We start from the raw sequence: 12641 nt of genomic DNA, 5'->3' as shown, positions 1-12641 counted from the left end.
ATCAGGGTAGCGGTGCCCCGTCGAAATCGATGGAGCGCCGGCGGCTCCGGACCGTCGCGGGTCCCGCGATCGATAGCCGAAGAACCAAGATCAACGATTCGTCCGGGTCGCCGTCGCCGTCGACCACCCTGCGGAACCGGGCTTGCAGCGCTGCCAATTCCTTGGCGTGCTTGGGCGAGACGTCCTGCAGTTCCTCGTCGTTCGTCGCGTAGATGAATGGCGGTGAGATCGGCTGAACCGCGAGCCCGAGTTCCTGGGCGGTGATCCACGTCGCCTCCACCGCCGAGCCGCCTCGTGCGTAGTCGGCGAGGTCGCGCCCCTGCACGGAGACGACCGCCACCGCCGAACTCGCCTTGAGGCCAGCGGCGGTGTCGTCGCCGAGGATGGCTCCGGCATCCCACTCCGACAGTTCCGCCATGACGTCTGGCCGGCGGACGATCTCGAGGGCCAGGTCGCCCCTGGCGCCCAGTTCGAGGCTCGTCACGTCGATACCCGTGTCGGGGTCTGCGTCGCCCGGCCACCTCAGCTCGGACACCATCTCCTCGTGCAGTCTCGAGGTCAGGTAACGAATCCGGTCGGCCGAGGCGAAGACGTCCGCGATCTCGTCGATCTCGGCGCGTGACACGACGACACGCAATTGGGCGCCTTCACGCCGCGCACTCTCGGCCAACTGGTCGACGACGTGCGGGGGCAACGGCGTTCCCGTGCCGCGGACGCGGTTGGTCTCGCGACGGAGCATCGCGTCGTAGGACACCGCCGGTGTCTCGGCGGCGCCTTCGGTGAGCCGGATCCGCGCCACGAGCGGGGCTTCCGGTGCGGTCGTGGTGAAGTCGACCTCACTCTGGAATCCGCGCGCCGCTGCGGCGACCCGAGAGTTGTATGCGGCGGCACCAACGGCGACTGCGCTGCCGCGCATTCCGACGTCGATGGTCGACGTCCGCTCGGGATCCAGTCGGATGGTGACGGCGTCGTCGGCCGCATGCATGGTCCACGGCTGGACGTTGCCACCCGACGGTGCGCGGGACGCGGCCGTGAGAATCGAGGTCAGCAGATCACCGTCGTGCACAGAAATCGATGCGGCGGAATGCGTTTCGCGCTCGGCATTCTCCGGCGGTGGCAGGGCCTTGCCAAGGCCGTCGAGGGCGGCGGCGGCGTCCAAGCGAACCCGTCCCGACGAAAGCGGTTCGCCGAGGCCGATTCTCCGCACGGCTTCGGCGATTGGACCCGCTCCAAGGGTCACGTCGCCTGCGACCTGTGGCCAGGTGGCGACGGCATGGCCCACCTCGAGCAGCGATGCGGCCGCGCGCGCGGACAGCCCGCTGACCTCGATGAGGCGGAGTACGTAGGGAACCTTGTCGTGAGAGCTCAAGCCCGTCAGCATGTCTGGGTCGACGTCGCCGAGTAGGCCGTGGAAGACGGGTCGGTCGGGTTCGAGATCGAAGCGTTCGACGTCGACGAGGCCCCGGTCGCTGGTTGCCATGAGGACGGGCAAACGATGGGCCTTGGCCGCCTGCCGGATGCGGACCTTCAGGTCGAGTGAGTCGCATTCCTCGACGACGACGTCGAGCCCGTCGAGGAAGTGCTCGAGGTTGTCGGCGGTGACGCCCTCCTGGGCCGTGCGCACCGCGAGATACGGGTCCAGTTCCGCGATCCGGCGCGCGGCCACGACGGTCTTGTTCACCCCGAGGTCGAAGAGACTGGCTGGTACGCGGTTCAGATTGGACAGCTCGAGCTCGTCGAAGTCGGCGAGGCGCATCTCGCCGCACAGGCCCTGCATGGCGAGGGTGTGTGCGATGACGTGACCGGCACTGAGTCCGACGACGCCGACCACCAAGTGGCTCAACCGATCTTGTTCCTCGGAGGTGATCAGGTTTCGGTTGCGGTCCAGTCGAAGTCGACGGAACGACCGAGGGCCAAGGATCTTCACCACCGCGCGACGCCACGGGTAGTAGGCGAACCGAGGTGCCTCGGCCAGGATCTCGGAATCCAGCGGGGGCCGGAGCCGGTTCAGCGACGCGCTCTGATTCGGCCAGGAGTCCACGAACTCGACGGTCGGGTCGGCGCGGAGCTCGGCCAGCAGGCGGGCGTCCCCATCCTGCGTGGCATCCAGGATCTGGGCGGCACTCGAGGAAACGTCGGCTACGTCCGTCACAGGGCGGCCGCGCGGCCGACCAGCTGCGCCTCGGCCTGTGTCGACACGATGCTCATCTCCCGGAGGATCTTCGGAATCTGATCGGGGGCAGCATGATTGGCGAACGTTCGCCGGTCGTACCACATCATCTTCGTACGGTACCTCTCGTCGGGATACGGTGTGGCCGGTATGGGGGCAACCACGGCTCCCGAGGTACGCCACCTCTCCAGGATGTGCGGGGCGGACGTCGCCATGCAGAACTGGATCTCCAACAATGTCATGGCGTGGAACGGCGTGCGCGCCAGTGCCGTGGAAATGCGTCGCGCCTTGTCGCGGTCGTCCGTTGTCCACGCCGTCTTCATCTCCAGCACGCCGAACGGAACGCGGTCGTCGATCATCTTGCGGACGGCGGCGAGGCCCGGCTGCCCGGCCCATTCGACCGTGGCGTGCGAATCGTCAGCGGACAGGAGCGGCCCCTTGGCGCGCAGCCCGCCGATGACCCGTCCCGTCGAGTCCAGCGTCGCCCAGAACATGGCCGTGTCGGAACCCTCCTTCACGGCGTCGACGTCGATGGCGCGCTCGACGCCGTGGCGTCGGTAGCTCTCGACGGCGCCGCGAAGGTATTCGTCCCAGAGCTCGGGATCGGTATCCGGTCGCGACAGCACGGTGGTGACTTCGGCGTCGGAGTCCCACCAACTGATGTTGTCGGTGATTCCGCAGTCGGCCGTGATGCCGAATTCAAGCGGCTGGGGGTGCATTTTGGCCTCATTCGTTAGGCGACCTACGAGGGGGATATCGTTGCTGGCCGCAGTACGTGCAGTGGGGGATTTTGAGAAACTCGAATTAAGTATCAGTCCCACGATGTCGCTATCCCAGCTAGGTTTTCGAAGTTTTCTGAAGATCGCCGCGACGGCGCTTAGCTGGCAAAACGCGTGGCTAATCGTGCCCGTATAACGGCAGAATCAAATATTGACGTCCGTGCTGGCCATCGGCGGGAGATGACGATTTTGCGGAATTGCTGATCAATTCTGGGCAACTAACTGCGTATCTTTGCCATTGTCTTCGGGTGGGGTAGAACGTATTGGACAATGGGTGCCGGCTTTCGCCGGGTGAGCCCCGGCAAGAGGAGAGAACGTGAAAGTCTTCCAAGATCTCGACGAGTTTGCGGCGGCTCAGGGGAGTCAGTTCGGACCCACGGAGTGGTTACGGATCGACCAAGACCGTGTGGACCTATTCGCTGACGCCACAGACGATCACCAGTGGATTCACGTGGATCCCGAGCGGGCGAAGGACGGCCCGTTCGGCGCGACGATCGCCCATGGCCTGCTGACGCTGTCGCTGTTGCCGCACTTCTCGCATCAGCTCTACCGGGTCGACAACGTCAAGCTGGCCGTGAACTACGGCTACAACAAAGTGAGATTCATCACTCCGGTCAAGGTGGGGGCGAACATCCGGGCGCGCGGCGAGATCACGGTGATCGATCGCCTCGAGGGAGCCATTCAGGCCACCACCACGATCACGGTCGAGATCGAGGGTACGTCGAAGCCCGCTGCGGTGGCCGAGTCGATCGTTCGCTACGTGGCTTGACCTGGGGGCCTATGGCTTTCGTTGCGCGGCCTTGACGAGGCCGCCGCCGATGATCAGGCGCTGAATCTCGCTGGTGCCCTCGTAGAGGCGTAGCAGTCGAACGTCCCGGTAGATTCGCTCTACCGGGACGTCGCGCATGTAGCCGGCCCCGCCGTGCACCTGCACGGCGATATCCGCCACCTTGCCCACCATTTCGGTGCAGAACAGCTTCGCCGTCGACGGCGCGATCCGGCGGTCCTCGTCGGTCAGCCACATCCTGGCGGCATCGCGAACGAGCGCGCGGCCCGCCATGACGCCGGTCTGCATGTCCGCGATCATCGCTTGGACGAGTTGGAACGTGCCGATCGGCGTACCACCCTGAGTTGCCGTGGCGGCGTAGGAAACCGACTCGTCGAGGGCTCGTTGGGCGGCGCCGACGGAGAGCGCCGCGATGTGAATGCGACCGCGCGCAAGAGATGTCATCGCGGCTCGATACCCCACGTCGACTGCTCCGCCGACCAGCGCGTCGTCTCCGACCCGCACCCCGTCGAGGGTGACGTCGGCCGTCCAAGCCCCCTCTTGGCCCATCTTGGCGTCCTTGGCGCCAACCTCGACGCCCGCCGCGTCGGCGGGTACCAGGAACACCGCGATTCCCGGGCCGTCGTCGTCGGCGGGGCGGGTTCGAGCGAAGACGATGAACAGGTTGGCCGTCGGCGCGTTGGTGATGTACTGCTTGGTTCCGCTGATCACCCAGGCATCGCCGTCGCGAATGGCCTTGGTGCGCAACCCCGCCGGGTTCGATCCCGCTCCCGGCTCGGTCAGCGCGAAGGACGCGACGACGTCACCAGAAGCGATGTCGCCGAGCCAGCGCGCCTTCTGGTCCTCGGTGCCGAAGCCGACGAGGACTTGCCCCGCAATGCCGTTGTTGGTGCCGAACATCGACCGCAACGCCAACGTGGTGTAGCCGAGCTCCATCGCCATCTCGACGTCCTGGGCGATGTTCAGTCCGAGTCCGCCCCACTGCTGGGGGATCGCGTAACCGAAGAGTCCCATGGCCTTGGTCTGGTCGCGGATGTCGTCTGGTATCCGGTCGGCGTTCATGATCTCGAGCTCGCGGGGCATCACGACGGATCGGACGAATTCGCGGGTGGCGTCGAGGATGTCCCGGAAGTCGTGATCGCCGACCTCGGGGGTGATCGCCGGATCTGCCATGCGTCGTCGTCTCCTGGCCGGGGTGGGTGCGTTGCCTCAACAAATATCATATTTTATGTTTGACATCTGGACCGGCTTCACGACAGGACGGGGCATCGAATGCCATTGCTCGACGGACGAACCGCGGTGGTCACCGGCGGCGCACAGGGAATCGGCTTCGCCATCGCCGAGCGCTACGTGGCCGAAGGTGCCCGGGTGGTGCTCGGCGACCTCGACCTCGCGGCGACCGAGGCCGCCGTCGAGAGACTCGGTGGTCGCGACGTTGCCGCCGCGGTCCGGTGCGACGTCACCGACGCCGCCTCGGTCGAGGGGTTGATCAACACCGCAGTGGCCGTGTTCGGCGGTCTCGACGTGATGGTGAACAACGCGGGCATCACCCGCGACGCCACGATGCGCAAGATGACCGAGGAGCAGTTCGACCAGGTGATCTCCGTGCACCTCAAGGGCACCTGGAACGGAACCCGTAAGGCCGCAGACGTGATGCGGGAGAACAAGAGTGGTGCCATCGTCAACATCTCGTCCATCTCCGGCAAGGTGGGACTGGTGGGTCAAACCAACTACTCGGCAGCCAAGGCGGGCATAGTCGGCCTGACCAAGGCCGCGGCCAAGGAGGTCGCGCACCTCGGCGTCCGGATCAACGCCATCCAGCCCGGCCTCATCCGCTCGGCGATGACGGAGGCCATGCCGCAACGCATTTGGGATTCCAAGCTCGCCGAGATCCCCATGGCGCGGGCCGGGGAGCCGGCGGAGGTCGCCAACGTCGCCCTCTTCCTCGCCTCGGATCTGTCGTCGTACATGACCGGCACCGTGCTCGAAGTCACCGGAGGCAGGCACATCTGATGGTCACCGTCGCCGGCCAGGCCGTGATCTGCGAACCCGTCCGCACCCCGATCGGACGCTACGGCGGCATGTTCGCATCCCTTACCGCGGTCGACCTCGGTGTCGCCGCCCTGCGCGGTCTGCTGGAGCGCACGGGCGTGGCGCCCGACGCCGTCGAGGACGTCATCCTCGGGCACTGCTATCCGAGCATGGAAGCACCGGCCATCGGCCGCGTCGTGGCACTCGACGCTGGTCTGCCGGTGACGGTGCCCGGCATGCAACTCGACCGGCGTTGTGGATCGGGCCTGCAGGCAGTGATCCAGGCCTGCATGCAGGTGGCGACCGGGCAGAACGACCTCGTTGTCGCCGGCGGCGCCGAATCGATGAGCAACGCGGTGTTCCACTCGACCGACATGCGGTGGGGCGGAGCGCGTGGCGGGGTGACGGTGCACGACGCCCTCGCTCGGGGCCGGACCACCGCCGGTGGCCGGGACCATCCGGTGCCCGGCGGCATGATCGAGACCGCCGAGAATCTGCGCAGACAATACGGAATCGGCCGCGAGGAGCAGGACGAGTTGGCCGTGACATCGCATCGGCGGGCCGTCGCCGCGCAGCAGTCCGGCCTGCTGGCAGAGGAGATCATCCCGGTCACCGTGACCAGCCGCCGGGGTGTGCAGGTGGTCGACGCCGACGAGCATCCGCGGGCGGACACCTCGGTGGAGTCGTTGGGAACGCTGAAACCGATTCTGGTGAAACATGATCCAGAATCCACCGTGACGGCGGGCAACGCCAGCGGGCAGAACGACGCGGCGTCGATGTGTGTCGTCGCGACTGCGGAGAAGGCCGCCGAGTTGGGGTTGAGGCCGTTGGTGCGACTGGTGTCCTGGGGCGTCGCGGGAGTGCCGCCACAGCTGATGGGGATCGGCCCGGTGCCCGCGACGGCAGTGGCGCTGGCCAAGGCCGGCCTCACCCTTGCCGACCTCGACCTCGTCGAACTGAACGAGGCGTTCGCCGCGCAGGCGCTTGCGGTGATGCGCGAGTGGAGCTTCACCACCAAGGATTTGGAGCGAACCAACGTCAGGGGCTCAGGAATTTCGCTCGGCCACCCGGTGGGGGCGACCGGAGGCCGCATGCTCGCGACGCTCGCCCGCGAGCTGTACCGGCGCGACGGGCGATACGGGCTGGAGACCATGTGCATCGGCGGGGGACAGGGCCTCGCCGCCGTCTTCGAGAGGGTCCCGGCATGACGCGCATTGCACAGACGGCGGGACTCACCGACGTCCAGGCTGAAATCGTCTCGACCGTACGCGAATTCGTGGACCGAGCGGTCATCCCCAACGCCCAGGCACTCGAGCATGCCGACGCCTACCCCCAGGCCATCGTCGACGAGATGGCCGAGATGGGCCTGTTCGGGTTGATGATCCCGGAGGAATACGGCGGCCTCGGCGAGTCACTGCTCACCTACGCACTGTGCGTCGAGGAATTGGCCCGCGGCTGGATGAGCGTGTCCGGCGTGGTCAACACGCACTTCATCGTCGCCTACATGATCCGCCAGCACGGCACCGACGAGCAGAAGCGGCGCTTCCTGCCGCGGATGGCGACGGGAGAGGTGCGCGGAGCGTTCTCGATGTCCGAACCGGAACTGGGCTCCGACGTCGCGGCGATCCGCACCAGGGGGGTTCGCGACGCCGCCGGTGGCTACACCGTCACCGGGCAGAAGATGTGGCTGACCAACGGCGGCAGCTCCACTCTCGTTGCGGCGCTGGTGAAGACCGACGAGGGGGCCGACAAGCCGCATCGCAACCTGACGGCATTCCTGATCGAGAAGCCAGCAGGCTTCGGTGAGGTGCTGCCCGGTCTCGTCATCCCCGGCAAGCTCGACAAGATGGGCTACAAGGGCATCGACACCACCGAGTTGATCTTCGACGGCTACCACGCCGACGACGCCGACGTGCTTGGTGAGCTACCCGGTCAAGGCTTCTTCCAGATGATGGACGGCGTCGAAGTGGGCCGCGTCAACGTGGCTGCCCGGGCCTGCGGGGTCGGCATCCGAGCGTTCGAACTCGCCATTCGGTATGCCCAGCAGCGCCGCACCTTCGGCAAGCCCATCGCCGAGCACCAGGCCATCGCGTTTCAGTTGGCCGAGATGGCCACCAAGGTCGAGGCCGCCCATCTGATGATGGTCAACGCCGCCCGCCTGAAGGATTCCGGCGAGCGCAACGACGTCGCGGCGGGAATGGCGAAATACCTTGCCAGCGAATACTGTTCGGAGGTGACCGAGCAGAGTTTCCGGATCCACGGCGGCTACGGTTACTCCAAGGAATACGAAGTCGAGCGGTTGATGCGCGACGCGCCCTTCCTCCTGATCGGCGAGGGCACCAGCGAAATCCAGAAGACCATCATCAGCAAGAGCTTGTTGCGTGAGTACGAACTCTGAGCCGCACTTCGCGCCCCGTCCGCAATTGTCCGACGACGTCGCGCGTTTCGTCCGGCGACGAATCTTCGACGGCACGTGTCGTGCGGGGGAGTACCTGAGGCTCGACCAGCTGGCAGCCGACCTCGGCATCAGCGTGACGCCGGTGCGTGAGGCTCTACTGAACCTTTGTTCCGAGGGGCTGTTGGTGCAGCAGCCGCGACGGGGGTTCATGGTGCTGGAGTTGACGGCCCGCGACGTGGCCGACGTGGCCAACGTGCAGGCCTTCATCGGCGGTGAACTCGCGGCCCGTGCCGCAGAGAACGTCACCGGCGAACAACTCGCCGAGTTGCGGGCCATTCAGGGCGAACTCGAAAGGGCTTATCTGGGAGTCGATTTGGAGCGGACGGTGCGGCTCAACCACGAGTTCCACCGGTTGGTCAACGTGGTCGGCGATTCGCCCAAGCTCACCCAGTTCATGTCCGGCATCACGCGGTACGCACCGGAGTCGGTCTTCCCGACCCTGTCCGGGTGGCCCAAGCAGTCCACGAAGGATCATCGCCGCGTCATCGCCGCGTTGGAGCGGGGCGACGGCGACGCCGCACGGTCGGCCATGGCCGAACACTTCACCGGCGGCGTCACGCCGCTGACCGAGCACCTCGTCGAACGCGGGGTCATCGTGGCGGTCGACCCCGACACGGAGAACGCCACCTGACCGTCGATTGCTCGTGTTTATAGTGACCGTGTAGATCGCTTTCCAAAGGACAAGAGGGGCAACGTGGCCGACGAAGTTCTGACCGAGCGCCAAGGGCGCACACTCGTCATAACGATCAACCGGCCCGAGGCGCGCAACGCCTTCAACCTGGCGGTCGCCCAGGGCCTCGCGGACGCAATGGACCAATTGGACGACACCGCCGAACTGTCGGTCGCCATCGTTACCGGAGCCGGCGGAAACTTCTGCGCGGGAATGGATCTCAAGGCCTTCATGGCCGGCGAGGTACCGTCGATCCCCGGCCGCGGCATCGGGTTCACCGAACGCCCGCCTCGCAAACCGGTGATCGCGGCCGTGGAGGGTTACGCGCTCGCCGGCGGTACCGAGATCGTGTTGGCGACCGACCTGGTCGTCGCCTCGAAGGTCGCGAAGTTCGGCATCCCGGAAGTCAAGCGCGGCTTGGTGGCCGCGGGCGGCGGTCTGCTGCGACTGCCGCACCGCATCCCGTATCAGAAGGCCCTCGAGCTGGCGCTCACCGGCGAGAGCTTCACCGCCGAGCAGGCAGCTCAGTGGGGTTTCGTCAACGTGCTCACCGAACCCGGTGAGGCCCTCGCGGGGGCGTTGGCGCTCGCCGAACGCATTTCGGCCAACGGGCCGCTGGCCGTGGCGGCGACCAAGGAGATCATCGTCAAGTCCGCCGGGTGGACCGAAGAGGAGATGTGGTCCAAGCAGCGGGAGCTGATCAAGCCGGTGTTCGCGTCCAAGGACGCCATGGAGGGCGCTACGGCGTTCGCCGAGAAGCGGGCGCCGAACTGGACCGGCGCCTGAGGTGACCGATCGGGTACTGGACGAACTGGGCTACTACCTGTTGGCCGGTGCCGGCGGGGTAGGTCCTGCGGCACTGATGGACGAGGCCCGCCGCGGAGAGGAACTGGGCTTCGGAACGGCGTTCATCTCCGAGCGGTGGAACGTCAAGGAAGCCTCGTCCCTGGTCGGTGCGGCATGCGCGGTGACCAGCCGCATGCAAATCGCCACGGCGGCAACCAATCACAACACCCGCCACCCGCTGATCACCGGATCTTGGGCGACCACCATGCACCGATTGTCCGGCGGGCGCTTCACCCTCGGCATCGGTCGTGGGATCGCGGCGATGTACGACGCGTTCGGTGTGCCCGCGGTGACGACGGCCCAGATGGAGGACTTCGCGCAGGTGATGCGCAAGCTGTGGCACGGCGAGGTGGTGCTCGACCACGACGGTCCGATCGGCAAGTATCGCGTTCTCTTCCTCGACCCCGACTTCGACGAGGACATCAGGCTGGGCCTGGTGGCCTTTGGCCCGCAGACGCTGGCCCTTGGGGGACGCGCGTTCGACGACGTCATCCTGCACACCTACTTCACGCCCGAAACCCTGCAGCGCAGCGTGCGGACGGTCAAGGACGCCGCCGAGAAGGCCGGCCGCGACCCGGACACCGTCAAGGTGTGGTCGTGCTTCGCCACCGTCGGTGATCACCTTCCCGAGGAGTTGCGGCTGAAGAAGACCGTGGCGCGACTGGCCACCTACCTTCAGGGCTACGGCGACCTGCTGGTGTCCACCAACGGGTGGGATCCTGCTGTGCTGAAACGTTTTCGAGAAGATCCGGTCGTGACGTCGGTACCCGGTGGGATCGACCACAAGGCAACGGCCGAACAGATCGAGCACATCGCCACGCTCCTGCCCGAGGAGTGGCTCGAACCGTCGGCGACCGGTACGGCGCAACAGTGCGCCGACCGGATTCGCAAGGAATTCGACTACGGCGCCGATGCGCTGATCATGCATGGCGCCACTCCCGACGAGCTGGAGCCGATCGTCACGGCATACCGGGCGGGCAACTAGCGGCGTGCCCGAGCAGGCGCCGCATCGCGTCGTGCAGGCGAAGCTTCACCACCTCGGACGACAGACCGAAGTCGCCGGCAATCCGCTCGACCGACCACCTCAGCGACGACGCGCAGAACAGGATCTCCCGCTCGTCGACCGGTAGGCCTGTCATCGCCGTGGCGAGTCGTCGTGGGTCCATGCCCTTCAGCGTGCCCGCCGATGCGAGCCGCGTCATGGGGGCTAGCCGCCATTGTCGAACGTCACACCGTCGGACCCGGTCATGCGTAGCCGAGTGCCTTGTTCTCGATTCGGATCCTCGTGTTGAGCATCAAGGCGTTCGCCGCGGTGAACACGACCGCGGTGACCCAGGCCGAGTGCATCAGGGGAAGCGCCGCCACTTCGGCCACCACCGCCGTGTAGTTGGGATGGTGCAACCACTTGTACGGTCCCCGTCGCACCAGCGGAGCGCCGGGGATCACGATGACACGGGGATTCCAGTGCTTGCCGAGGACCGTGGCGCACCACCAGCGGGTGATGGTGCTCGCGACGACGACGAGCAGCATCGGCCAGCCGAGCCACGGGATGAACGGGCGGTGCAGTGCCCACACCTCCGCGACGCAACAGACCAGAAGCAGCGTGTGCATCGTCGTCATCACCGGGTAGTGGCCGCGGCCGAACTCGCGGCCGCCCTGAGCGAGCGACCATTCGGCGTTGCGGCGGGAGACGATCAGCTCGACCACTCGCTCGAGCGCGATCGCCAGAATGAACAGGTAGTAGTACATGGCCGCCTACCAGCTCAGCAGGAGCAGTTCGAAGCTGAAACCCGGCCCCATCGCCAGCATCACGCCCAGCGAGCCCCTCGACGGTGGTGCGGCGAGGGTACGCCCGAGCACGTCCAAGACCGACCCCGACGAGATGTTGCCGTGCTCCCGCATCGAATCCCAGCTGTGGTTGAGCGCTTCAGACGGCATGCCGATCGCGTTCCCGATCGCGTCGATGACCCGTGGGCCACCGGGGTGGCAGATCCACGTGGAGATGTCGTCGGTCGACAGGCCATGGTCGGCGAGGAAGCGTTCGACCTCGTCGCGCAGATGGAGGTCGGCCATCTTGGGCACGTCCTTTGACAACACCAGCCCGAATCCGCTGGAGCTGATGTTCCAGCCCATGACGTCCACCGTGTCGGGGATGAGCCTGCTCCTGGTGGCCAGGACCGCCGGGCCCGATCCGACGGTCGGCACGTGGCGCGCGTGGTTGGCGCCGGTCGCGATCACCGATGCGGCGCCGTCGCCGAACAGACACACTCCGATCAGGGCAGGTATCGAGGTGTCGTCGTGCTGCAGTGTCAGCGAACACAACTCGACTGACACCAGGGCGGCGACGTGGCCGGGAAAACCGCGAAGGTAGTCGTGGACGCGGGCCATTCCCGCTGCCCCGGCAACGCAGCCGAGGCCGAACAACGGGATGCGCTTCACGTCGGGCCGCAGACCGACCTTCGTCGCGACCCTGGCGTCGATCGTCGGCACCGCCACCCCTGTGCTCGACACCATCACGATGGCGTCCACCTCTTCCGGTCGGAGGTCCGCGGCCTCGAGCGACGACAGCAGTGCCTGCGCGGCCAACTCCGTGGCGACCTCGACGTAGGCGTCGTTCGCCTCGGTGAAGCCACTCATCGTCGGATAGCGGGACAGGGGGATTGCGAGGTTGCGATGGCTCACTCCGCTCGTCTGCGCGAAGCGCATGAACTCGGGGCCGTTGACCTTGGTGAGCTCGCGCGCCACGTCCGCCTGGTCGTAGCGGTACGGCCCGAAGGCGACGCCGGTTCCCGCGATCGTCGGTGCGCCAATCCTGCTGACGCCGAGAAGGTCTGATTCGAATTGCGTTTCATTGGTCATACACGTCTTCACGTAGCCCATGCACTCGCCGGTTCGACGGC

At 66.4% G+C, this 12641-nt stretch carries 13 protein-coding genes; 7 read left to right on the top strand and 6 right to left on the bottom strand.

The window, feature by feature from the left end:
* Position 1 precedes the first annotated feature (1 nt).
* The gene (locus ASD37_RS06685; protein WP_056549294.1) at positions 2-2152 is read right to left on the bottom strand and encodes an Rv1355c family protein; all 2151 of its coding nucleotides are present in this window, start codon (positions 2150-2152) and stop codon (positions 2-4) included.
* Entirely contained in the window at positions 2149-2889 is a 741-nt protein-coding gene (locus tag ASD37_RS31345) for a hypothetical protein (RefSeq protein ID WP_056549293.1), read from the bottom strand. Before ASD37_RS31345 ends, ASD37_RS06685 begins: the two co-directional genes overlap by 4 nt.
* Before the next feature lie 376 nt (positions 2890-3265).
* Here ASD37_RS31345 and ASD37_RS06675 point away from each other — a divergent pair, with 376 nt between their 5' ends.
* Positions 3266-3718: a MaoC family dehydratase gene (locus ASD37_RS06675; protein ID WP_056549291.1), complete on the top strand. Its 453-nt coding sequence runs from the start codon at positions 3266-3268 to the stop codon at positions 3716-3718.
* 9 nt (positions 3719-3727) lie between these two features.
* On the opposite strand, the gene ASD37_RS06670 is transcribed toward ASD37_RS06675, so the two are convergent.
* A complete protein-coding gene (locus ASD37_RS06670) occupies positions 3728-4909 on the bottom strand; it encodes an acyl-CoA dehydrogenase family protein (protein WP_056549289.1) in 1182 nt (393 codons plus the stop codon).
* A 99-nt stretch (positions 4910-5008) separates the two neighbouring features.
* Here ASD37_RS06670 and fabG point away from each other — a divergent pair, with 99 nt between their 5' ends.
* The 6 genes from fabG to ASD37_RS06640 all read left to right on the top strand — a co-directional run bounded on the left by fabG (position 5009) and on the right by ASD37_RS06640 (position 10726).
* Entirely contained in the window at positions 5009-5749 is a 741-nt protein-coding gene (gene fabG / locus ASD37_RS06665; protein WP_056549287.1) for a 3-oxoacyl-ACP reductase FabG, read from the top strand.
* Entirely contained in the window at positions 5749-6975 is a 1227-nt protein-coding gene (locus ASD37_RS06660) for an acetyl-CoA C-acetyltransferase (RefSeq protein ID WP_056549285.1), read from the top strand. The genes fabG and ASD37_RS06660 overlap by 1 nt, the downstream gene beginning before the upstream one ends.
* Positions 6972-8165 (top strand): acyl-CoA dehydrogenase family protein, encoded by a 1194-nt coding sequence (locus ASD37_RS06655; RefSeq protein ID WP_056549283.1) that lies wholly within the window; start codon positions 6972-6974, stop codon positions 8163-8165. The genes ASD37_RS06660 and ASD37_RS06655 overlap by 4 nt, the downstream gene beginning before the upstream one ends.
* Entirely contained in the window at positions 8149-8856 is a 708-nt protein-coding gene (locus ASD37_RS06650) for a GntR family transcriptional regulator (RefSeq protein ID WP_056549281.1), read from the top strand. Before ASD37_RS06655 ends, ASD37_RS06650 begins: the two co-directional genes overlap by 17 nt.
* Positions 8857-8919: 63 nt before the next feature.
* Positions 8920-9681 carry a crotonase/enoyl-CoA hydratase family protein gene (locus ASD37_RS06645; RefSeq protein WP_056549279.1) on the top strand — a complete coding sequence of 254 codons (762 nt, stop codon included), beginning with the start codon at positions 8920-8922 and terminating at the stop codon, positions 9679-9681.
* Position 9682: 1 nt separating this feature from the next.
* Entirely contained in the window at positions 9683-10726 is a 1044-nt protein-coding gene (locus ASD37_RS06640) for a TIGR03857 family LLM class F420-dependent oxidoreductase (protein ID WP_056549277.1), read from the top strand.
* Here ASD37_RS06640 and ASD37_RS06635 read toward each other — a convergent pair.
* From ASD37_RS06635 to ASD37_RS06625, 3 genes are read right to left on the bottom strand one after another with little or no spacing between them, the layout of a single operon-like run.
* A complete protein-coding gene (locus ASD37_RS06635; RefSeq protein ID WP_056549276.1) occupies positions 10701-10943 on the bottom strand; it encodes a sigma factor-like helix-turn-helix DNA-binding protein in 243 nt (80 codons plus the stop codon). The two genes, ASD37_RS06640 and ASD37_RS06635, sit on opposite strands and share 26 nt — an antisense overlap.
* A gap of 43 nt (positions 10944-10986) precedes the next feature.
* The gene (locus ASD37_RS06630; protein ID WP_056549273.1) at positions 10987-11490 is read right to left on the bottom strand and encodes an isoprenylcysteine carboxyl methyltransferase family protein; all 504 of its coding nucleotides are present in this window, start codon (positions 11488-11490) and stop codon (positions 10987-10989) included.
* A gap of 6 nt (positions 11491-11496) precedes the next feature.
* Entirely contained in the window at positions 11497-12600 is a 1104-nt protein-coding gene (locus tag ASD37_RS06625) for a 3-oxoacyl-[acyl-carrier-protein] synthase III C-terminal domain-containing protein (protein WP_082569953.1), read from the bottom strand.
* Positions 12601-12641 lie beyond the last annotated feature (41 nt).

This window comes from Mycobacterium sp. Root135, assembly GCF_001426545.1.
GTDB lineage: Bacteria > Actinomycetota > Actinomycetes > Mycobacteriales > Mycobacteriaceae > Mycobacterium.
This window is presented reverse-complemented; position numbering and strand designations above follow the sequence as displayed.

Coding starts and splice junctions, on each gene's coding strand:
- ASD37_RS31345 (WP_056549293.1), bottom strand. CDS start 2,889: ATGCACCCCCAGCCGCTTGAATTCGGCATCACGGCCGACTGCGGAATC.
- ASD37_RS06670 (WP_056549289.1), bottom strand. CDS start 4,909: ATGGCAGATCCGGCGATCACCCCCGAGGTCGGCGATCACGACTTCCGG.
- fabG (WP_056549287.1), top strand. CDS start 5,009: ATGCCATTGCTCGACGGACGAACCGCGGTGGTCACCGGCGGCGCACAG.
- ASD37_RS06660 (WP_056549285.1), top strand. CDS start 5,749: ATGGTCACCGTCGCCGGCCAGGCCGTGATCTGCGAACCCGTCCGCACC.
- ASD37_RS06655 (WP_056549283.1), top strand. CDS start 6,972: ATGACGCGCATTGCACAGACGGCGGGACTCACCGACGTCCAGGCTGAA.
- ASD37_RS06635 (WP_056549276.1), bottom strand. CDS start 10,943: ATGACGCGGCTCGCATCGGCGGGCACGCTGAAGGGCATGGACCCACGA.
- ASD37_RS06630 (WP_056549273.1), bottom strand. CDS start 11,490: ATGTACTACTACCTGTTCATTCTGGCGATCGCGCTCGAGCGAGTGGTC.
- ASD37_RS06625 (WP_082569953.1), bottom strand. CDS start 12,600: ATGACCAATGAAACGCAATTCGAATCAGACCTTCTCGGCGTCAGCAGG.